Below are 19,958 nucleotides of genomic sequence, written 5' to 3' on the forward strand. Positions count from 1 at the left end.
TGGCGTCGAGCACCGATTGCGTGCATCCGAGCGGGCGCCAGATCGGGCCGCGGTCTTACTCGCCATAGGGTCAAGCCTAGTCGCACTAGCCTCAGATGCACCATCTGCCACACAGGTCACAGATCGATATCGACCGGTGAACCCGTCGTCCTACTGTGCGGGGATGAACAGCACCGAGGGCGTCGCCGCCACACCGCTACCGGTATCGACCCGAGTCCTGTGCGGTTGCTACGCCGCGATCGCGCTCGCCGCACTGATCGCCACCTGGAGCCAGAACGTCGCCTATCTGGGCGATCCGGTGCACTTCCTGAACGATTTCGTCGCCGACGTGTCGGCGACGCCCGGAGGTCGGTCGTTCTCCGCCGACCTCGCTCTTGTCTTTCTGTCCGCCGCGATCTTCATGGTCTCAGAGGCCCGTCGGCGCGGGATCAGGTTCGTCTGGGCATACATCGTGCTGGGCGCGCTGATCGCCATCAGCGTGACGTTCCCGCTGTTCCTCATCGCCCGCGAGTTGCGCATCGACCGGACAGCGTCGCAGCTGAGCGCGGTCGACGTCGCGGGTCTGGTGGCCGCGGCCGCGGCCATCGCCGGCCTGACGGTGTGGATACTGGCCTGACTCCCTCTGCTGGGTCCGCCGTAATAGGGTGGACACCTGTCCAGCTCACCGCCGAGACCGAGGAGCACGTCTACATGCCTGTCACCGTCGTCGCCACCATGACCGCCAAGCCCGAGTCTGTCGACACCGTCCGCGAGGCGTGTAAGCAGGCGATCGAGGCCGTGCACTCGGAGCCCGGTTGCGACCTCTACTCCCTGCACGAGGCCGACGGCACGTTCGTCTTCGTCGAGCAGTGGGCCGACGCCGGTGCGCTCAAGACCCACAGCAGTGCGCCGGCGGTGGCCACGCTGTTCGGCACGATCGGCGAGCACCTCGCCGGGGCGCCCGACATCAAGATGCTGAGCCCCGTGGTGGCGGGAGATCCGGCCAAAGGTGCGCTGCGGCCGTAAGCATGGGTGAACTCACCGGCAAGGTCGCCTTCATCACCGGCGCGGCGCGCGGGCAGGGACGCGCGCACGCGGTGAAACTCGCCTCGGAGGGCGCGGACATCATCGCGCTCGACCTTTGCGCGCAGATCGAGTCGGTGCCCTATCCCCTGGCGACCCCCGACGACCTCGCGGAGACCGTGAAGCTCGTCGAGGAGACGGGCGCGCGGATCCTGACGTACCAGGCCGACGTCCGCGACCGCGACGCGGTGAAGGCCGCCGTACGCGACGGCACCGAGAGGCTCGGCGAACGCCTCGACATCGTGATCGCCAACGCGGGGATCGCCCCGATGGCGGCCGCCGAGGCCTGGCAGGACGTCATCGACGTGAACCTCACGGGCGTCTATCACACGATCGACGTGGCGATGAAGCCCATGATCAAGTTCGGCAACGGCGGGGCGATCGTGCTGACCAGCTCCGTGGCGGGACTCGTCGGTATCGGCGCCCCGATGGCCGGTTCGGTCGGCTACGCCGCGGCCAAACACGGCATCGTCGGGCTGATGCGCGCCTATGCGAATTTCCTTGCCGCATACAGTATCCGGGTCAATTCCGTGCACCCGGCCGGCGTCAACACGCCGATGATCGACAACGACTTCACCCGATCCTGGCTCGACGGTCTGGCCCAGGCGAGCACGGGCGGCCCCGACATGGGCAATGCGCTCCCGGTGCAGGCTCTCGAGCCCGAAGACATCGCCAACGCGGTGTTCTGGCTGGTGTCCGATGCCGCGCGCTACGTCACCGGTGTCGCGCTGCCCGTCGACGCGGGCTACGTCAACAAACGATGACGCGCCGCAGCGCGGCCGCGCAGACCGCCGTCGGCCCGATGCTGATCGCGGCGGTCGAGCACCAGGAGCCACCGGAGCGTCGGCTGGTCGACGACGACCTGGCCGCGTCGTTCCTGCCGGCGCACCTGCGGGCGCTGGCCGCGCTGGCCCGGACCGAGGCGGTTCGCCGTGCCCTGATGGCCGGATCGGAGCGCCAGGGACCCGGCCTGTGGCCGAGCATCGCCTGCCGCAAACGGCTGATCGACGAGCGGCTGTCGGACCCGTTGAACGAGACCGACGCCGTCGTGGTGCTCGGCGCCGGCCTGGACAGCCGCGGATGCCGGATCGCCCGGCACAGCGATCTGCCGGTCTTCGAGGTGGATCTGCCGAGCAACGTGGCGCGCAAAGCCGACGCCCTGCGGCGCGCACTCGGCGGCACCCCGGCGTCGGTGCACCTGGTGCCGGCAGATTTCGAACGCGATGACCTGATGGGGGCGCTGCGCTCGGCGGGATACGACGACACGGCGCGCACGTTCTTCATCGCCGAGGGACTCCTGCAGTACCTGACGCCCGACGCGGTGACCGCCACACTGTCCCAGCTCGGCGGCGCCGCGACGGGCAGCCGGCTGGTGTTCACCTACATCCGGCAGGACTTCGTGGACGGCACCGACACCTACGGCGCCGACGCGGTGTACCGGCGGTTCCGCGGGCGCCGCCCGGTGTGGCTGTCGGGTCTGGTCCCCGAGCGGCTGGGGGAATGGCTGGCCGAGCTCGGCTGGCGACTGGACGAACAGGCCGGACCCAGCTATTTCCGCGACCTCTACATCCGGCCCACGGGGCGTGCCCTGACGGCGTCGCCCATCGAGTGGACGGCGCTCGCCCACCGCTGACAACTGGTGTCGCCCACCCCATGCAGGTCCAAAAGTATTGACGGACAAGCACATTAATGACGGAGGATTTCTTCCCGGAGCCACTGTCGGCGCACCGCATAGTGTGCATTAATGAGGTACGGGCAACGCGCCGGCCATGGCTCGCGAGGGGTAGCCATGACCGGGCGGGCGCGCCGATCGGCTAGATCTCGATGACGGTGGGCACGATCATCGGCTGACGACGGTAGGTCTCCCCCACCCATTTGCCGACCGTGCGCCGGACCGCCTGGGCGATGCGGCCGGGATCGGTGATGTTCTGCGAGGCCAGGCTGTCCAGCTCCGCCTCGACGCGGCGGGCGACCGGTTCGAGCGCCTTGGGGTCTTCGGAGAAGCCGCGTGACTGCAGGTGCGGCGGCGCTGCGGGCCGTCCGGTGCCACGGCGCAGCACCACGGTCACCGACACGAAACCAGACGTCAAGATGAGTCGCTCACCGAGCGTGGCGTCCCCGACATCCCCGGTGACCAGTCCGTCGACGAACATCTTGCCGACCGGCACCGCCCCGGCGATGCCGACCCGGCCCGCCGTCAGGTCGACACTGACCCCGTTCTCGGCGATGACGATGTTCTCCTCGGGCACACCCGTGCTCGCCGCCAGCGCGGCGTTGGCCCGCAGCATCCGCCAGGTGCCGTGCACCGGCATGACGTTGCGCGGCCGCACCCCGTTGTAGAGGAACAGCAGCTCTCCCGCGTACGCGTGTCCGGAAACATGCACGCGCGCTTGACGATTGGTGACCACTCGGGCGCCGATCTTGGCCAGCGCGTCGATCACGCCGTAGACCGCCTCCTCGTTGCCGGGGATCAGCGACGAGGACAGGATGATCAGGTCCCCGGCGGTCAGCGTGATGCTGCGGTGCTCGCCGCGCGACATGCGCGACAGTGCGGCCATCGGTTCGCCCTGGGTGCCGGTGGTGATGAGCACCACGCGGTCGGCCGGCATCATCTCCGCGGCGCCGATGTCGAGGATGTCGTCGTCGGCGACGGTGAGGTACCCGAGTTCGCGCGCGATGCCCATGTTGCGCACCATCGAGCGGCCGACGAACGACACTTTTCGACCCAGGGCCACCGCGGCGTCGATGATCTGCTGCACGCGGTCGACGTTGGAGGCGAAACAGGCCACGATGACCCGGCCCTGCGCACCGCGGATCAGGCGGTGCAGTGCGGGCCCGATCTCGCTCTCCGAGGGGCCCACCCCGGGGATCTCGGCGTTGGTGGAGTCGCAGAGGAACAGGTCCACCCCGCTGTCACCGAGCCGCGACATCCCCGGCAGGTCGGTGGGCCGGCCGTCGAGCGGCAACTGATCGAGCTTGATGTCGCCGGTGTGCAGCACGGTGCCGGCGCCGGTGTGGATGCCGATGGCCAGGCAGCCGGGCACCGAGTGGTTCACCGCGAAGTACTCGCACTCGAACACGCCGTGTCGGGAGCTCTGCCCCTCGGCGACCTCGACGAGTGTCGGGGAGAGGCGGTGCTCGCGGCACTTCTCCTTGATCAGGGCGAGCGTGAACTTCGAGCCGACCACCGGGATGTCGGCGCGCAGCTTGAGCAGGAACGGGATCGCCCCGATGTGGTCTTCGTGGCCGTGGGTGACGACGAGCGCCTCCACGTCGTCGAGGCGACCCTCGAGGTGGCGCAGATCCGGGAGGATGAGATCGACACCCGGCTCGTCATGGGTGGGGAACAACACCCCGCAGTCGACGATCAGCAGCCGGCCGAGATGCTCGAAAACGGTCATGTTGCGGCCGATTTCGTTGATGCCGCCCAGCGCGGTCACCCGCAGTGCGCCCGCGGCCAGCGGCCCCGGGGCGACGAGTTCTGTTTCCACGGACGGTCCCGTTACCGAAGTACCGCGGCGGCACGTAGGTCGGCGGCCAGGGCCTCGAGTTGGTCATCAGTGGCGGGCACCTGCGGCAGGCGCGGGTCGCCCACCTCGAAGCCCTGCAGCCGCAACGCCGACTTCGATAGCGTGACGCCGCCCAGCCGGTTCTGCGCCTCCGAGAGCGGCCCGAGGGTCACGTTGATCTTGCGGGCGGTCGCGACGTCGCCGGAGGCGAACGCGGACAACATGTCTCGCAGTTGGCCGGCCGCGACATGACCCCACACGCTGATGAATCCGACCGCACCCATCGCCAGCCAGGGCAGGTTGAGCGCATCGTCGCCCGAGTAGTAGGCCAGCCCGGTCTCGGCAATGATCTGACCCCCGCCGGGCAGGTCGCCCTTGGCGTCCTTGATCGCGACGATGTTGGGGTGCTCGGCGAGGGTGCGGATGGTGTCCCATTCGATCGGAACCACCGACCGGGGCGGGATGTCGTAGAGGATCACCGGCAGGTCCGTGGCATCGGCGACCGCGGTGAAGTGCGCCAGCAGCCCGGCCTGCGGCGGCCGGGAGTAGTACGGGGTGACCACGAGCAGGCCGTGCGCGCCCTCGGCGGCCGCGGCCTTGGCGAGATGGATGCTGTGGGCGGTGTCGTAGGTGCCGGCGCCGGCGACGATGCGCGCGCGGTCCCCCACCGCGTCGAGCACCGCACGCAACAGCGCGATCTTCTCGTCGTCGGTGGTGGTCGGCGATTCACCGGTGGTGCCGGACAGCACCAGGCCGTCGCAACCGGCGTCCACCAGGTGGGTGGCCAGGCGCGCAGCGGTGTCGAGGTCGAGCGAGCCGTCGGGCTTGAACGGAGTGACCATGGCCGTCAACAGGGTGCCCAAGCGGGCGGTGACGTCGAGGGCAGTGGTGCTCACGGGCACCAAGATTACCCTCCTCGCCTCACGCCTCCGTGGCCAGCGGGCTGGTCGCGACCTCGCTGCCGTCGGACAGCACGGTGATCTCGAAGTCGGAGAACACCTGCGGCGCCACCACGACGAGTTGGCGCAGACACTCGATGGCCAGCCGTCGGATCTCGACGTCGGCGTGTTCGCTGGCCCGCATCGCGATGAAGTGCCGCCATGCCCGGTAGTTCCCGGTGACGACGATGCGGGTCTCGGTGGCGTTGGGCAGCACCGCCCGAGCGGCCTGCCGGGCCTGCTTGCGTCGCAGCGTCGCGTTGGGCGCGTCGGCGAACTTCTCCTCCAGGCGGGTGAGCAACTCGGTGTACGCCGCGCGGCTCGCGTCGGCCGCCTCCGTGAAGATCTGCGTCAGCTCGGGGTCGTCCTCGATCCCGGGCGGGGCGACCACGTCCGCATCGTGTTCGGGGACGAAACGCTGCGACAGCTGCGAGTAGGAGAAGTGGCGGTGCCGGATGAGCTCGTGGGTGCAGGACCGGGAGATGCCGGTGACGTAGAACGACACCGACGCGTGCTCGAGCACCGAGAAGTGGCCGACGTCGATGATGTGGCGCAGGTACGCGGCGTTGGTCGCGGTCCGCGGGTTGGGCTTCGCCCAGCTCTGGTAGCAGGCGCGGCCGGCGAACTCGACCAGGGCGGGGCCGCCGTCGGCGTCGGTGCTCCACGGCACGTCCTGGGGCGCGGTGAACTCCGTCTTGGCGATCAGCTGCACGCGCAGCGGCGCGATCTCGGCCACCGGCGAAGCCTAACCGAGCTCAGTCGGTGAGCACCCCGGCCCGGCGCAGGGCCGCGGAGATGAGCTCGAAGTCGATCGCGACGTGGGCCCGGGCGATCTCGTCGGCGTCGTCGGGCCGTCGGTGTTCGATCGCGTCCACCAGCAGCTCGTGGTCGCGCAGCGCACGCAACTCCATCGCGCGCATCGTCGAGGGCTCCCCCCAGGGATGCACCGGGGCGCCGACGCTGACGGACGCCTCCAGATCGACGAGCACCTGCTTGAGCACCGCGTTGTGGGCGGCTTCCATGATCGCCACGTGCAGGCGGCTGTCGGCCTGCTGAGCCGACTCGCCCGATGCGGCGCGGCGGTAGTCCTCCAGGCAGCCCCGCAGTATCGCCACGTCGGCCTCGGTGCGGGCCTCGGCCGCCGCGCGGCACACCGCCCCGTGCAGCCGGCAGATCGCGTCGCACCGGTCACGCAGCTCTTCGAGGCGGATGCTCAACGTGCGCCCGAGGGCGCCGGCGACCGAGTCGGGCCACTGCTCGCGCACGTAGGACCCGCCGCCGCGGCCCCGGCGGGTCTCCAGCACGCCGCGTTCCACCAGGCGTGCGAGCGCGGCTCGGACCGTCATCCGGCCCACGCCGAGCGCCTCGGCGAGTTCGCGTTCGACGGGCAGCCGCGCACCGGGCAGGTACTCGCCGACCGCGATCGCCGTGATCAGCCGATCGGTGATCTCGTCGACGCGCGTCGGGGAGTCCAGCTGCCGGGACAGCACTCCCGGCTTCGCCGGCGATCCACTGGCCATGAGCGCTATCCAATCCTTCCGGTGTCAACGTCAGGTTAATTCGGCTCGATGGTGCCTAAATGGTATTGCCATGAGACCTTTCCGGGGCGAAGCTGGTGAGCGTGCCTGTCGAGACGCTGTCCGTGCCGTTCCGTGACTACGCCACCTGGGTCAAGATCACCTCTCCCGAGCGTCCCGCGCCCGCTGCGCTGCCGCTGATCGTGCTGCACGGCGGTCCGGGTATGGCCCACAACTACGTCGCCAACATCGCCGGCCTGGCCGACGAGACCGGACGTACGGTGATCCATTACGACCAGGTCGGGTGCGGGCAGAGTACGCACCTGCCGGACGCGCCCGCGGACTTCTGGACCCCGGACCTGTTCGTCGACGAATTCCACACGGTCCGAACCACTCTCGGTATCGAGCACTACCACCTGCTCGGGCAGTCGTGGGGCGGGATGCTCGGCGCAGAGATCGCGGTGCGCCGGCCTGCCGGCGTGGCGTCGCTGGCCATCTGCAACTCTCCCGCATCGATGGAGCTGTGGGTGGCCGGAGCCGCCGAACTGCGGGCTCAGCTCCCTTCGAAGACACGCGACGCGCTGGACCGCCACGAAGCCTCGGGCACCGTCACCGACCCCGAGTATCTCGAGGCGACCGGGGAGTTCTATCGCCGCCACGTCTGCCGGGTGCAGCCCACCCCGCAGGACTTCCTCGACAGCGAGGCCCAGATGGAGGCCGAACCGACGGTGTACCACACCATGAACGGCCCCAACGAGTTCCACGTGATCGGCACGCTACGGGACTGGACGATCATCGACCGGTTGGACGCCGTCGAGGTCCCGACCCTGGTGGTCGCGGGTGAGTTCGACGAAGCCACGCCCGCCACCTGGCAGCCCTATGCGGAGCACATCCCCGGGGCCCGTAGCCACGTCTTCGCCGACACCAGCCACTGCACGCATCTCGAGAAGCCCGAGGAGTTCCGCGCCGTCATCGGGGCATTCCTCTCCGCACACGATCCGGCCGACGCCGCCCGGAACTGACCCGCCGTCACGAGGACAGACCATGACCGACCCAGACCGCTCCGCCAGCGCTACGCACACGCTCGAATCCTTCGGCTACAAACAGGAACTGCACCGCTCGGTGTCGACGTTCGACCTGCTGGTCTACGGGCTGGTGTTCATGGTGCCCATCGCGCCGTGGGCGATCTTCGGCACCGTGTACAACAGCTCGGCCGGCATGGTGCCGCTGGTCTATGTGATCGGCCTGATCGCGATGATCTTCACCGCGCTCGCCTACTCGCAGATGGCCAAGTCGTTCCCGCTGGCGGGGTCGGTCTTCGCCTACGTCGGTCGCGGAATCCATCCGGGTGCAGGGTTTTTCGCCGGGTGGGCGATGCTGCTGGACTACCTGCTGGTGCCGACGCTGCTGTACGTGTTCGCCGCCGAATCGATGATCGGCCTGTTCCCGGACACCCCGCGGTGGATGTGGGCGGTGCTGTTCGTGCTCGTCAACACCGCGATCAACCTTCTCGGCGTCGACTCGCTGAAGATGGCCAATCGGGTGTTCCTGGCGATCGAGCTGGTGTTCGTGGTGGTCTTCGTCGTCATCGCGGTCCGTGCGATCAGCGGGGCGAGCCTGCCCGACGTCGGCTGGAGCACCAGCCCGATCTGGAATCCCGAGACGGTCAGCGCGCCCCTGCTCGCCGCCGCCCTGTCGATCGCGGTGCTCAGCTTCCTGGGTTTCGACGGCATCTCCACGCTGGCCGAGGAGTCGACCGGCACCCGCAACCCGGCGGGCAAGGCCATGGTGGGCGCGCTGTTCATCGTCGCGTTCCTGTTCATCGTGCAGACCTGGCTGGCGAGCCTGCTGGCCGGCGGCCGTGAGGCGTTCCCCGACGACGAGGTGGGCAACGCGTTCTTCGAGTTGGTACGCGCCGCGTCGTCGACGGGCTGGATGAACGCGTTCTTCGTGGTCAATGTCCTCGCCGTCGGGTTCGCCAACGCGATGGCCGCCCAGGCGGCGACCAGCCGACTGCTGTTCTCGATGAGTCGCGACCGCCAGCTGCCCCATTTCCTGTCGAAGATCAGCTCCCGGCAGGTCCCGATCGCGGCCATCCTGACGGTCAGCGCGCTGTCGATCGTGCTGGTGTTGTTCTTCGTCGGCCAGATCGGCCTGATCTCGTCGCTGGTGAACTTCGGGGCGCTGTTCGCGTTCTGCCTGCTGCACATCTCGGTGGCGTGGTACTACCTGGGGCGCAAGAAGTCCAAGAACTACCTGCTCCATTTGGTGGTGCCGGCGCTGGGATTCGTGATCATCGCCTACGTGCTGATCAACGCCGACTCGCTGGCCAAGATCGGCGGCATCGTGTGGCTGGCGATCGGCACGGTCGTCTACATCGTCAACCGGGTGCGCGGCGTCACCGCAGGGCCGTCGCCAGATCACGCGGCAGCTGTCCCCGCGAGCCGACCGTGACGTCACCCAACCCGAGCCAGCCCGCCATCGACGTCAGTTCCGCGGCAAGCGGTTCGGCGATCCGGGCGGGCTCCTCGCCGGGTTCGCAGAATGCGCCGGCCACATGGAGGGCACCGGCGGCCCGGTCAGCCTTGAGGTCCACCCGCCCGACCAGCCGGCCGTCCACCAGGAACGGCCACACGTAGTAGCCGAACCGCCGCTTGGGCGCCGGCGTGTAGATCTCGATGCGGTAGTGGAAGCCGAAGAGCCGTTCGACCCGGGGCCGGAAGAAGATCAGCGGGTCGAACGGGCACAGCAGCGCGGTGCCCCGGTCGCGGCGCGGCACGGTCTGCCCGGCGCGCAGGTAGCCCGGCGCGGTCCAGCCGTCCACCTGGACCGGCTCGATCTCGCCGGCAGCCACCAGGTCGGCGATCGCCGGTTTGACCTGCCGGGCACCGAGCCGGAAGTAGTCGCGCAGATCGGCCTCGGTGGCCACCCCCAGCGCGGTGGCGGCCCGCAGCGTGAGCTCGCGGACGGCCTGCTGCTCGTCGACGTGTCGCGCCACGACCTCCGGGGGTAGCACCCGTTCGGTGAGGTCGTAGTGCCGCGCGAACCCGATGCGGGTCGCGGTGGTCAGCACGCCCGCCGACCACAGCGCCTCGGCCACCCATTTGGTGTCGCTGCGGTCCCACCACGGACCTTTGCGCCCGCGCGGTTCGGATTCCAGATGGGCCTCGATCTGCCCCGCGGTGGCCGGGCCGAGTTCGGCGACCGCGGCGACGATGTCCTCGGCGAGCTTGGCGTTGCGCTTGACGATCTCGGTCCCCCACCGGCCGTGCGAGTACTCGCGCATCCGCCACCGCATCAGCGGCCAGTCGTCGACGGCCATCAGGGCCGCCTCGTGCGCCCAGTACTCGACGAGCAGCCGGGGCGAGCGCGCCGAGTGACTCCAGGCCGCCCGATCCAGAAGGTCGCGGTCGTAGGGGCCGAGCCGGCTGAACACCGGCGCGTAGTGGGCGCGCACCGACACCGACACCGAATCGAGCTGCAGCACCTGGATCCGGGCGATCAGTCTCTTCAGGTGCGCGCGGGTGACCGGTCCTGCCGGCTTGGCGTCCGCGAAACCCTGGGCCGCCACCGCCACCCGCCGCGCCTGCGCAGCGGTGAGCCTCATGCCCGTCGGTAGCTGTAAAACCGGTAGCGCAGCCCCGAGGAGCTGTCCTGCCAATCCCCTTCGGTCCCGATCCAGTCCCCGTCGAGGACCGGCGCCAGCGCATCGTCGTCTTCCCGGCGCAAGTCGATGTCGACCTCGGTCACCTCGCACCGTGTCGCGAGCGGCAGCGTCAGCCCGTAGATCTCCGACCCGCCGATCACCCAGGCGCCGTCGAGCGTCACGTCCTCGAGGCGCGTCACCGTCCGTGCTCCCTCAGCCATGTAGTCAGCATGACGGGTGAGTACGACATTCTCCCGGCCCGGCAGCGGCCGGAACTTCGCCGGGAGCGACTCCCAGGTCCGGCGCCCCATGATGACGGTGTGGCCCATGGTGAGGTCCTTGAACCGCGCCATGTCCTCGGGCAGCCGCCAGGGAATGCCGTTGCCGCGGCCGATGACGCCGGAGGAGGACTGCGCCCAGATCAGGTTCAGGCTCTGGCTCACACCGCCACCGGGGCTTTGATCGCCGGGTGCGGGTCGTAGTTCTTGACGATGACATCCTCGTAGGTGTAGTCGAAGATCGAATCACGCTGCGCCAGAACGAGTTCCGGATAGGGGCGGGGTTCGCGGGAGAGCTGTTGGGTGACCTGCTCGACGTGATTGTCGTAGATGTGGCAGTCCCCGCCGGTCCAGATGAACTCCCCCACGTCCAGTCCGGCCTGGGCGGCCATCATGTGCGTCAGCAGCGCGTAGCTGGCGATGTTGAACGGCACGCCGAGGAACAGGTCGGCGCTGCGCTGGTAGAGCTGGCAGCTCAGCCGGCCGTCGGCGACGTAGAACTGGAAGAACGCGTGGCACGGCGGCAGCGCCATCTGCGGGATCTCGCCGACGTTCCACGCCGACACGATGTTGCGGCGGCTGTCGGGGTCGCTGCGCAGCAGGTCGAGCGCGGCGCTGATCTGGTCGATGTGCTCGCCGGACGGCGTCGGCCACGACCTCCACTGCACGCCGTAGACGGGGCCGAGATCGCCTGTCGGGGAAGCCCATTCGTCCCAGATCGTGACGCCGTGCCGCTGCAGCCAGCCGACGTTGGAGTCGCCGCGCAGGAACCACAGCAGCTCGTAGACGATCGACTTGGTGTGCACCTTCTTGGTGGTGATCAACGGGAACCCGGCGTTCAGGTCGTAGCGCATCTGGTGGCCGAACAGGCTGCGGGTGCCGGTGCCGGTGCGGTCGGACTTGGCGGTTCCGTGCTCGAGCACCAGGCGCAGAAGGTCCTCGTAGGGGGTGGGGATCGGCACGCGCTCAGCTTACGTGCAACGGCCCGGAGTAGAACGGAACCCATGCCGAGGATCACCGACACTGTCACCACCGCCGACGGCTCCTGCCCCGTCAGCCTGCACACCCCCGACGGCGACGGGCCGTGGCCCGGCGTCGTCATGTATCCCGACGCCGGCGGGGCCCGGCCGACGTTCCGCGCGATGGCCGACAAACTGGCCGAGTACGGGTACGCGGTGCTGGTGCCCGACGTCTACTACCGCGACGGCGACTGGGCGCCGTTCTCGATGGCCACGGTGTTCGAGGACGAGGCCGAGCGCACCCGGCTGTTCGACATGATGGCGAAGGTGACCCCGGAGGTCATGGCCACCGATGCGCAAGCGTTCTTCGACTACCTGGCGGACCGCCCGGAGGTCAGCGGGTCCTCGTTCGGGACGACGGGTTACTGCATGGGTGGGCGGACGTCGCTGGTGGTCGCGGGCCGGCTGCCGGACCGGGTGGCGGCGGCGATGTCGTTTCACGGCGGCGGCCTGGTCACCGACGATCCGTCGAGCCCTCACCTGAGGGCCGATCAGATCAGCGCGGCCGTCTACGTCGGTGCGGCCAAGAACGACCGCTCGTTCACCGTCGCCGACGGCGAGACGTTGGACAAGGCGCTCACCGCTGCCGGCGTCGAGCACACCGTCGAGTTCTACGACGCCTTCCACGGCTTCGCGGTGCCGGACAACGGGCCCTACGACGAGCCCGCGGCACGGCGGCACTGGGAGGCGATGCGCTCGTTTTTCGGCGCTCACCTAGGGTGAGCGGCGTGTATGACCAGACTTTCAGCGACTCAGCCGCCAGCGAGCACGGCACGCGGATAGACCCGGTACTCGCGCGCAGCTGGCTGCTCGTCAACGGCGCCTCCTACGAACGGTTCGCACCTGCCGCGGAGTCCCGGGCCGACATCGTCGTCCTCGACATCGAGGATGCGGTCGCCCCGAAGGACAAGGCCGCGGCGCGGGAGAACGTCACACGCTGGCTCGCCGCGGGACATGACGACTGGGTGCGGGTCAACGGGTTCGGCACGGAATGGTGGGCCGGCGATCTCGAGATGCTGGCCGGCACGTCGGTCGGCGGCGTGATGCTGGCGATGGTGGAGTCGGTCGATCACGTCACCGAGACCGCCAAGCGGCTCCCGAACGTGCCGATCGTCGCGCTGGTGGAGACCGCCCGCGGGCTGGAGCGCATCACCGAGATCGCTTCGGCGAAAGGCACTTTCCGGCTGGCGTTCGGTATCGGCGACTTCCGCCGCGACACCGGCTTCGGCGACAATCCGACGACGCTGGCCTACGCGCGCTCACGGTTCACCATCGCGGCGAAGGCCGCGCACCTGCCGGGCGCGATCGACGGTCCGACCGTCGGGTCGAGCGCGCTGCGGCTCAGCGAGGCCACCGCGGTGTCCGCCGAGTTCGGCATGACCGGCAAGATCTGCCTGACACCGGATCAGTGCCCGACGGTCAACGAAGGCCTGTCCCCGTCGGTGGAGGAGATCAGCTGGGCCAAGGAGTTCCTGGTCGAGTTCGAACGCGACGGCGGCGAGATCCGCAACGGCTCGGATCTGCCCCGGATCGCGCGGGCCAACAAGATCCTCGATCTCGCCCGCTCGTATGGCATCGAACCCTCGCACTTCGAGGACGTCGACGACCCGGTGCACATCCCCGCGCCATCGGACACCTATCACTACTGACCGTGCGCGGCGCGGTGGCGAGCGCGCAGGAGCCTGCGCACGCCCCGGACGATGCCCCGGACCGCGTAGACGAAGGCCACGACCGACAACACGATCAGCACGATGAACATCACCAGCCAGTTCGTCCTGCCGTGGTCGACGTTCCACCACACGATGGTGAAGAGGACCGCGCACACGAACACCACGATGTCGCGCCAGTTGCCCTCGTAGGACGCGGCCAGCTGGCGCAGTTCGCGGTTCTTGTGCACGGCGGCGATCAGGTCGTCGATGCGCAGATTGATGATGCGCTGCAGTTCGGCGCGCCGTTCGACCTGATCCTCCGGAATGCGGGCCAGCAGGTCCATGTCCTTGACGATCAGACCCTGGATGTCGGGTCCCTTGAGGTTGCCCGCAGCCATTCCCAGCAGTGCGCCGCCGGCGATAGGAGCCCCGGCGAGGGCGATTTCGGCGATACCGGGCATGTCACTCCTTGTCAGTACGTCAGCGTCGGAGCAAGTGTGCCGTCCCACGGTGGGGCGCGCTGACGAACGGCTGCATCACATGAGTGCAGCGGCGACGGTCGCGCCCAGGTTCCAGCACGCTTCCAGGTCGGCCTTGGTCGGCTTGCCGGACACCACGACCGTCTCCGCAGCGCGCTCCCATCCGAGGCCGCCGGTGATCCCGTCGATGGCCCGCTCGGCTCCCTCGGTGCCCTCGTTGCCGTGCAGCCACACCCCGAACGGCCGGCCCCGGGTGGCGTCGAGCAGCTGGTAGTAGTTCTGATCGAACGCGTGCTTGAGGGCACCGGAGATGTAGCCCAGGTTGGCCGGGGTTCCGAGCAGGTAGCCGTCGGCCTCGAGCATCTCCACCGACGACACGGTCAGCGCCGGCCGTCGCACCACCTCCACACCCTCGATCTCGGGGTCGGTCGCGCCCGAGACGACGGCGTCGAGCATCTCGTGGCAGTGCGGCGACGGCGTGTGATGCACGATCAGCAGGCGGGGCACCGACCGATTGTCCACGGAAATCACCGTCAGATCCGGTGACCGGTCGTCGTGGTGTCGGCACCGCCGAGCGGCGTCGTCGCCTCTGGGTCGTCGGACAGGCTGTCGAGTATGCGGGCGATACGGTGCAGTTCGCGTCCGATCGGCCCGTCGATCTGTGCTGCTCGAACCGGAACCTGCTGCGCGGCATCGGATTCCGAACGTAACGCTGCCAGCCGACACGATAGCGCCTCGAGGTCCTCGCGGACTGCAGCCTCGCGCAGAGATCCCGGATCGGCGGAGACCTCCCGCGCGAGCTGACGCGCCGAGCGGCCCAGAGCCGTCAGCATGACCACCCGTCGGCGGCGCCGGCCCGAGCCGATCCCCGGAAAGGGTTGCGTCAGAGGCGCGGCCACCAGACGCAGATCGTGTGCTTTCTGCTCGACGGCGCGGGCGGCGTCGCGCAGGTCGCGCGGTCGACGGGTTGCGTCGGGGTCGGCCAGGGTGTCGATGAAGCTCTGCAGTTCCTCGAGGAGGTCGCTCTCGGATTCCCGGATCTTGTTCCGCGAGCTGGTCGGGAACACGAGCATCGCGGCCACGCCGCCGAGCGCGACACCGATGGCCGTTTCGGCCACCCGCAGTTCCAGCACCTGGCCGCTGAACTGACCCATCAGGTCGTAGACGATCGCCAGGATCGTGGTGATGCCCGCCATCGCCAGGATGTAGGAGACTCCGAACAGGTACAGCGAGACGAAGACACCGACCCCGAGAAGCACGAGCTGAACGTCGGGATGACCGCTGCCGGCGGTGCCCAGCGCCATGCCGGCCGCCGCGCCGATCGTCGTTCCCAACAGTCGCTCGGAGCCGCGCACCACGCTCTCGGCCGCGGTCGCCGGACGGGTGAAGACCACGAACGCGCCGATCGCCGCCCAGTACCACCGCTGGGTGGAGACGAGCAGACCGATCGGCACGGCCAGCCCGGTGGCGACCGTGGCCTGCAGCGCCTTGCGGAGGTCGGGCGAGAGCCGGCTGGACGGTTCGTCATCCTCGGCGGAATCCTCGTCGTCGCTGTCCGTCTCGTCGCGTTGGCCCTCCTCTTCCGGTCGGACCGTGCGTCCAGCCTCGCGAAGCTCCGCGACGATCTGGTCGAGTTCGTCTTCGGTGAGGTCGGGAACGCTGGCACCGTGCACGGCGCGCTCACCGAGAGCCTCGGCAGCCAACGTCGCGTGCAGAACCAGATCGTGCAAACGCAGCGACGTTTCATCGTCGGAGTCGCCGAGTTGACCGTCGATCGCCAGTTCCGTCTCGCGCAGCCCGAGGATCTTCCGCCGGAGCCGACTGCGCCGCCTGCCGTCGATGCCGTCGTCACCGTCGCGGACCACCTGGTCGGCCGCGCGTCGAACCTGCCCGACCCGGGTGACGAAGGCGTCGACGGTGCGACGTAGATCGCCGACCGGCCGGTCGGGCACGAGCACGTCCTTGACCACACCGGCGACGACGGCGCCGGCGCAGACGGCCAGCGCGGTCCACCACAGCCCGCTGGCGGGGATGCGCAGGAAGATCGCCATGAAGTAGGACATGAAGCCCAACATCCCCAGGGCCATTCCCCGCGGCCCGTAGCGCTGGACGTAGGTGGCCGCGCCCGCCGCGGCGACGAAGGCGACATGACTGGCGATGCTCGCGTCGAACAGCAGACTGCCTACCGCGACGCCACCGAACGCGGTGAGCACACCGAGACCGAGAGTGATCATCCGGGCACGTCGCGACTCGTCGTTGACGGCCATGGTGCCGATCATCGCGACGACCACTCCCGGCGCGGCGGGAAGGATGGACTGACCGAGTGCCCGGGCGAGCAGGGCGACCACGACAACCGCTCCGCCGACGGCGAGCGTCCCCCGCGCGGCCATCCGCAGCCGCTGATGCGACGGGTCGGAGGCGACGATGCGGGCGACCGCCCGCTCCATCACTCGACGCACGCCTGCCACGGTCGGGAGGTACCCCCACCACCGAGAGATGAAACAGTTTGTTTCACGGCGTTCTGCGGTGGTAATGACACGACCATGGGCCAGTCCAGTCGCGACCTGCTCGAGTCCGCCGCGCAGGCGCTCGCCGAGGATCCCGCAGCCTCCATGGCAGACATCGCGGTCGCCGCCGGAGTGGGCCGGGCGACGGCGTGGCGGCACCTCGGGTCACGGGAGCAACTGTTGGCCGATCTCTACCGCCGATCTCTGGCGGAGACGCGCGAGGCTCTGGAGCGCACCTTGGGTACCGAGCCGGAGGTCACCCCGGAGATCGCTGCCGACGTCGTCGAAGCGTTCGGCGCCATCGGCGATCGGTATCGCGCGGTGCGTCAGTTGAGGCCGGTCGACGACCGGACACGGCAGGAGGTCACCGCCGTGCTGCGGCCGCTGCGCGAGGGCATCGTGCGGGGGCAGCGGGCGGGACGCCTGCGCGATGACATCACCCCCGACTTGGCTGTCAGCCTGCTCACCGGAACGGTCGCGGCGGCGCTGGACCCGCGGGCGGGCACATCCGACGCGTCCGAGGCGCTGCGCGCCGCCGGCCGCGTGCTGGCCGACGGCTTGCGGCCGCGACCGAATTAGGGTGTGGCCGAGTCGTTCACGACGCCGCCTCCTGCATGCGCACGGCCTTCTTCATGGTCTCGCGCGCGCGGCTGCGATCCCCGGCGTAGTCGTAGGCGCGGGCCAACCGGTACCAGCGGCGCCAGTCGTCGGGGTCGGCCTCGACTTCCTCGCGGACGGTGGCGAACAGTGCGTCGGCGGCGTCGCGGCTGATCCGTCCGGAGGGCCTGCGCGGCAGGTCGCTGACGTCGAGTTCCATACCCTGCTCGCGCGCCAGGCGCGCCAGCCGCTGGTGCGCGAGACCGGCCCGCAGCGTGGCGATCATCGCCCAGGCGCCGACGATCGGCAGGATCAGGATGGCCGCGCCGAGTCCGATGGCCGCCGCCTCCCCGGACCTGATGAGGATCACCGCGGCCCTGCCGAGCAGGACGAAGTAGACGACGAGCGCGAGGCACATGAACCCGATCAGCAGCTGGGTGCGCAGCGCGCGGGAGCCCTCGTTCATGTCAGGTCGAGCAGGGGTTCCAGACCGACGGTGAGGCCGGGGAACTCGCGGATCTTGCGGACGGCCAGCAGCACACCCGGGACGAACGACGTCCGGTCGATGCTGTCGTGCCGAATGGTCAACGTCTCGCCCTGGGTGCCGAAGAGGACCTCCTGGTGGGCGACGAGGCCGGCGAGCCGGACCGAGTGCACGGGGATGCCGTCGACGTTCGCGCCGCGCGCGCCCTCGAGCCCGGTGCTGGTGGCATCGGGGTTGGGCGGCATGCCTTTTCGTGCTTCGGCGATGAGTTTGGCGGTGCGCGCGGCCGTCCCCGACGGCGCGTCGGCCTTGTGCGGATGGTGCAGCTCGATGACCTCGACGGACTCGAAGTACTTCGCAGCCTGCTGGGCGAAGTGCATCGACAGCACCGCGCCGATCGCGAAGTTCGGCGCGATCAGCACGGAGACGTCCGGCTTGCCGGCAAGCCATTGCCGGACCTGGTCGAGCCGCTCGTCGGTGAAGCCGGTGGTGCCGACGACGGCATGAATGCCGTTGTCGATCAGGAACTTCAGGTTGTCCATGACGACGCTGGGATGGGTGAAGTCGATGACGGCCTCGGTGCCGCTGTCAGTGAGCGCCGACAGCGAATCGCCGGCGTCCACCCCGGTGGTGAACGTCAGGTCATCCGCGGCTTCGACCCCCGCGACCATGGTGGCGCCGACCTTGCCTTTGGCTCCCAGCACTCCGACTCGCATGGGCTGAGCCTAGACGAGGGGTGCGTCGACGAGCGGGACCGCTATCACACAATGACGCTGCGTATGGGTGGTTCCGGTGGTGGCTCACCGGAAATCCTGGTCACTGTCGGCTGTCTGGCGCTCATGGCGCTGTTTGTCGTCGCCGCGCTCTGGTACTTCCGGCGCATCCGCGAGGGTCGAGTGGACCCGCTCGTCAACCCCAGCTGGACGTCCGACATGCGGCTCAACTGATCGACAGTTGTCGGTGGGCGGTTGTACCGTGGGATCCATGATCGAACGCATGTTCGAAATAGACCAGGGCGCGTCGGAGAAGGCGCTGTGCGATGCCGTCGCACACTACGAGCGGGTCAAAGCCCGAGCCGCTGCGGCCCAGGCCCGCGCGACGGCGTTGTGGGCCGCCAAGCGGCATGCTGCCGAGCAGGCCGCGGGGGTGCCTGCCGCGAAACGAGGTCGCGGGCTGGGTTCTGAGGTCGCGTTGGCGCGCCGCGACGCCCCCTGCACCGGTGGCCGGCACCTCGGGTTCGCCCACGCCCTGGTCCACGAGATGCCCCACACTCTGGCCGCGCTGGAGAGCGGGGTGCTCACCGAGTATCGGGCAACCCTAATCGTCAAGCAGTCCGCTTGCCTCAGCGTCGAGCTTCGCCGCCAGCTGGATGCCGAATTGTGCGCCGACCCCGCGACGTTGCAGGGGTGGGGCAATGCGCAGGTCGAAGCCGAAGCCAAGAAGATCACCGCCCGCCTCGATGCCGCGGCGGTGGTGGAACGCAACGCCAAAGCTGTCGGGGACCGGTGCGTCTGGACCCGTCCCGCCCCCGAAGGCATGGTGTATGTCACCGCACTCCTGCCGCTGACGCAGGGAATCGGGATCTACGCCGCGCTGAAGCGGCACGCCGATGCGACCTCTGACGGCCGTGGCCGCGGCCAGGTCATGGCCGACACCCTCTATGTGCGCGTGACCGGGCGCCCCTGCACCTCGCCGGCACCGGTGGCGGTGAACCTGGTGCTGGCCGACACCACCCTCTACGGCGACGACGACTGCCCCGGCTGGATCCAGAACTACGGGCCGGTACCCGCCGCGGTGGTGCGGGCAATCGTCAGGGACGCCGTCGTCGACGACAACACCAAGGCCACCCTGCGCCGGCTCTATCGCCACCCCACCAGTGGACAACTGGTCGCGATGGAATCCAGAGCTCGCCTGTTCCCGAAGGGTCTGGCGGCGTTCATCGGGCTGCGCGATCAGACCTGCCGCACCCCGTACTGCAACGCCCCCATCCGCCACCACGACCACGCCACCCCCCACCGCCTGGGCGGACCCACCAGCGCCCGCAACGGTTTAGGGGCGTGCCAAGGCTGCAACATCGCCAAAGAAGCCCCGGGCTGGACCGTCACCACCAGCGAACACGGCGGCCAACACATCGCCGAGTTCCACACCCCCACCGGGGCGGTGTACCGCTCAGCCGCGCTACGACTACCGGGACCACCCATCCGACAACGCATCAGCTTGCTCGAAGGCCGACTCAGCATCGACCTGGTCACGTTCGACGCCGCGTGAGCCGA

At 69.2% G+C, this 19,958-nt stretch carries 23 protein-coding genes; 11 read left to right on the forward strand and 12 right to left on the reverse strand.

All coding sequences use genetic code 11. The features are described 5' to 3' along the window. The first annotated feature begins 163 nt into the window (after positions 1 to 163). The 4 genes from MCHUDSM44219_RS02855 to MCHUDSM44219_RS02870 all read left to right on the forward strand — a co-directional run bounded on the left by MCHUDSM44219_RS02855 (position 164) and on the right by MCHUDSM44219_RS02870 (position 2,695). Positions 164 to 616: a DUF2834 domain-containing protein gene (locus MCHUDSM44219_RS02855; RefSeq protein ID WP_048416721.1), complete on the forward strand. Its 453-nt coding sequence runs from the start codon at positions 164 to 166 to the stop codon at positions 614 to 616. Positions 617 to 690: 74 nt separating this feature from the next. Next, on the forward strand, positions 691 to 1,005 hold the full coding sequence (locus MCHUDSM44219_RS02860) for a putative quinol monooxygenase (protein WP_048416722.1): 315 nt from the start codon (positions 691 to 693) through the stop codon (positions 1,003 to 1,005). Positions 1,006 to 1,007: 2 nt separating this feature from the next. Continuing rightward, positions 1,008 to 1,826, forward strand: a complete 819-nt coding sequence (locus MCHUDSM44219_RS02865; RefSeq protein WP_048416723.1) for a mycofactocin-coupled SDR family oxidoreductase — start codon at positions 1,008 to 1,010, stop codon at positions 1,824 to 1,826. Then, positions 1,823 to 2,695 carry an SAM-dependent methyltransferase gene (locus MCHUDSM44219_RS02870; RefSeq protein WP_048416724.1) on the forward strand — a complete coding sequence of 291 codons (873 nt, stop codon included), beginning with the start codon at positions 1,823 to 1,825 and terminating at the stop codon, positions 2,693 to 2,695. The genes MCHUDSM44219_RS02865 and MCHUDSM44219_RS02870 overlap by 4 nt, the downstream gene beginning before the upstream one ends. A 181-nt stretch (positions 2,696 to 2,876) precedes the next feature. Here the strand turns inward: MCHUDSM44219_RS02870 and MCHUDSM44219_RS02875 are convergent, their stop codons facing one another. The 4 genes from MCHUDSM44219_RS02875 to MCHUDSM44219_RS02890 are packed head-to-tail and all read right to left on the reverse strand — an operon-like array spanning position 2,877 to position 7,029. Beyond that, the gene (locus MCHUDSM44219_RS02875) at positions 2,877 to 4,553 is read right to left on the reverse strand and encodes a ribonuclease J (protein ID WP_048416725.1); all 1,677 of its coding nucleotides are present in this window, start codon (positions 4,551 to 4,553) and stop codon (positions 2,877 to 2,879) included. Between the two features lie 11 nt (positions 4,554 to 4,564). Next, complete coding sequence (gene dapA / locus MCHUDSM44219_RS02880) at positions 4,565 to 5,473, reverse strand: 4-hydroxy-tetrahydrodipicolinate synthase (RefSeq protein WP_172506251.1); 909 nt, start codon at positions 5,471 to 5,473, stop codon at positions 4,565 to 4,567. 19 nt (positions 5,474 to 5,492) lie between these two features. Next, positions 5,493 to 6,245, reverse strand: a complete 753-nt coding sequence (gene thyX, locus MCHUDSM44219_RS02885; protein ID WP_048416727.1) for an FAD-dependent thymidylate synthase — start codon at positions 6,243 to 6,245, stop codon at positions 5,493 to 5,495. Between the two features lie 19 nt (positions 6,246 to 6,264). Continuing rightward, positions 6,265 to 7,029, reverse strand: coding sequence for a FadR/GntR family transcriptional regulator (locus tag MCHUDSM44219_RS02890; protein ID WP_048416728.1), 765 nt, complete (start codon positions 7,027 to 7,029; stop codon positions 6,265 to 6,267). Positions 7,030 to 7,130: 101 nt separating this feature from the next. Between MCHUDSM44219_RS02890 and MCHUDSM44219_RS02895 the strand changes: the two genes are divergently transcribed. Together MCHUDSM44219_RS02895 and MCHUDSM44219_RS02900 are read left to right on the forward strand one after the other, a co-directional pair. Beyond that, positions 7,131 to 8,048 carry a proline iminopeptidase-family hydrolase gene (locus MCHUDSM44219_RS02895; protein ID WP_082162003.1) on the forward strand — a complete coding sequence of 306 codons (918 nt, stop codon included), beginning with the start codon at positions 7,131 to 7,133 and terminating at the stop codon, positions 8,046 to 8,048. A gap of 22 nt (positions 8,049 to 8,070) precedes the next feature. Next, positions 8,071 to 9,480, forward strand: a complete 1,410-nt coding sequence (locus tag MCHUDSM44219_RS02900; protein WP_048416730.1) for an APC family permease — start codon at positions 8,071 to 8,073, stop codon at positions 9,478 to 9,480. On the opposite strand, the gene MCHUDSM44219_RS02905 is transcribed toward MCHUDSM44219_RS02900, so the two are convergent. The 3 genes from MCHUDSM44219_RS02905 to MCHUDSM44219_RS02915 are packed head-to-tail and all read right to left on the reverse strand — an operon-like array spanning position 9,425 to position 11,912. Beyond that, complete coding sequence (locus MCHUDSM44219_RS02905; RefSeq protein ID WP_048416731.1) at positions 9,425 to 10,633, reverse strand: winged helix-turn-helix domain-containing protein; 1,209 nt, start codon at positions 10,631 to 10,633, stop codon at positions 9,425 to 9,427. The genes MCHUDSM44219_RS02900 and MCHUDSM44219_RS02905 overlap by 56 nt on opposite strands. Next, positions 10,630 to 11,115, reverse strand: coding sequence for a dihydrofolate reductase (locus tag MCHUDSM44219_RS02910; protein ID WP_048416732.1), 486 nt, complete (start codon positions 11,113 to 11,115; stop codon positions 10,630 to 10,632). The genes MCHUDSM44219_RS02905 and MCHUDSM44219_RS02910 overlap by 4 nt, the downstream gene beginning before the upstream one ends. Then, the gene (locus MCHUDSM44219_RS02915) at positions 11,112 to 11,912 is read right to left on the reverse strand and encodes a thymidylate synthase (protein ID WP_048416733.1); all 801 of its coding nucleotides are present in this window, start codon (positions 11,910 to 11,912) and stop codon (positions 11,112 to 11,114) included. Before MCHUDSM44219_RS02915 ends, MCHUDSM44219_RS02910 begins: the two co-directional genes overlap by 4 nt. Before the next feature lie 42 nt (positions 11,913 to 11,954). On the opposite strand from MCHUDSM44219_RS02915, the gene MCHUDSM44219_RS02920 reads away from it, so the two are divergent. Together MCHUDSM44219_RS02920 and MCHUDSM44219_RS02925 are read left to right on the forward strand one after the other, a co-directional pair. Next, positions 11,955 to 12,692 carry a dienelactone hydrolase family protein gene (locus MCHUDSM44219_RS02920; protein ID WP_048416734.1) on the forward strand — a complete coding sequence of 246 codons (738 nt, stop codon included), beginning with the start codon at positions 11,955 to 11,957 and terminating at the stop codon, positions 12,690 to 12,692. Between the two features lie 5 nt (positions 12,693 to 12,697). Beyond that, entirely contained in the window at positions 12,698 to 13,618 is a 921-nt protein-coding gene (locus MCHUDSM44219_RS02925; RefSeq protein WP_048416777.1) for an HpcH/HpaI aldolase/citrate lyase family protein, read from the forward strand. Here the strand turns inward: MCHUDSM44219_RS02925 and MCHUDSM44219_RS02930 are convergent. The 3 genes from MCHUDSM44219_RS02930 to MCHUDSM44219_RS02940 form a co-directional block, all read right to left on the reverse strand. Continuing rightward, positions 13,612 to 14,079 carry a hypothetical protein gene (locus MCHUDSM44219_RS02930; protein WP_048416735.1) on the reverse strand — a complete coding sequence of 156 codons (468 nt, stop codon included), beginning with the start codon at positions 14,077 to 14,079 and terminating at the stop codon, positions 13,612 to 13,614. The genes MCHUDSM44219_RS02925 and MCHUDSM44219_RS02930 overlap by 7 nt on opposite strands. Positions 14,080 to 14,154: 75 nt before the next feature. Further along, positions 14,155 to 14,553: a flavodoxin family protein gene (locus MCHUDSM44219_RS02935; protein ID WP_048416778.1), complete on the reverse strand. Its 399-nt coding sequence runs from the start codon at positions 14,551 to 14,553 to the stop codon at positions 14,155 to 14,157. Between the two features lie 77 nt (positions 14,554 to 14,630). Then, positions 14,631 to 16,556, reverse strand: a complete 1,926-nt coding sequence (locus MCHUDSM44219_RS02940) for an FUSC family protein (RefSeq protein ID WP_157868743.1) — start codon at positions 16,554 to 16,556, stop codon at positions 14,631 to 14,633. Between the two features lie 84 nt (positions 16,557 to 16,640). On the opposite strand from MCHUDSM44219_RS02940, the gene MCHUDSM44219_RS29915 reads away from it, so the two are divergent. Continuing rightward, the gene (locus tag MCHUDSM44219_RS29915) at positions 16,641 to 17,183 is read left to right on the forward strand and encodes a TetR/AcrR family transcriptional regulator (RefSeq protein ID WP_053081165.1); all 543 of its coding nucleotides are present in this window, start codon (positions 16,641 to 16,643) and stop codon (positions 17,181 to 17,183) included. A gap of 16 nt (positions 17,184 to 17,199) precedes the next feature. On the opposite strand, the gene MCHUDSM44219_RS02950 is transcribed toward MCHUDSM44219_RS29915, so the two are convergent. After that, entirely contained in the window at positions 17,200 to 17,667 is a 468-nt protein-coding gene (locus MCHUDSM44219_RS02950) for a hypothetical protein (RefSeq protein ID WP_048416737.1), read from the reverse strand. Beyond that, positions 17,664 to 18,401 carry a 4-hydroxy-tetrahydrodipicolinate reductase gene (gene dapB, locus MCHUDSM44219_RS02955; RefSeq protein ID WP_048416738.1) on the reverse strand — a complete coding sequence of 246 codons (738 nt, stop codon included), beginning with the start codon at positions 18,399 to 18,401 and terminating at the stop codon, positions 17,664 to 17,666. The genes MCHUDSM44219_RS02950 and dapB overlap by 4 nt, the downstream gene beginning before the upstream one ends. Positions 18,402 to 18,452: 51 nt before the next feature. Between dapB and MCHUDSM44219_RS29720 the strand changes: the two genes are divergently transcribed. Beyond that, positions 18,453 to 18,632: a hypothetical protein gene (locus MCHUDSM44219_RS29720; protein ID WP_131722272.1), complete on the forward strand. Its 180-nt coding sequence runs from the start codon at positions 18,453 to 18,455 to the stop codon at positions 18,630 to 18,632. Positions 18,633 to 18,669: 37 nt separating this feature from the next. Then, the gene (locus MCHUDSM44219_RS02960) at positions 18,670 to 19,953 is read left to right on the forward strand and encodes an HNH endonuclease (RefSeq protein ID WP_048416739.1); all 1,284 of its coding nucleotides are present in this window, start codon (positions 18,670 to 18,672) and stop codon (positions 19,951 to 19,953) included. Positions 19,954 to 19,958: the final 5 nt, after the last annotated feature.

It is taken from the genome of Mycolicibacterium chubuense, assembly GCF_001044255.1.
GTDB classification, from domain to species: domain Bacteria; phylum Actinomycetota; class Actinomycetes; order Mycobacteriales; family Mycobacteriaceae; genus Mycobacterium; species Mycobacterium chubuense.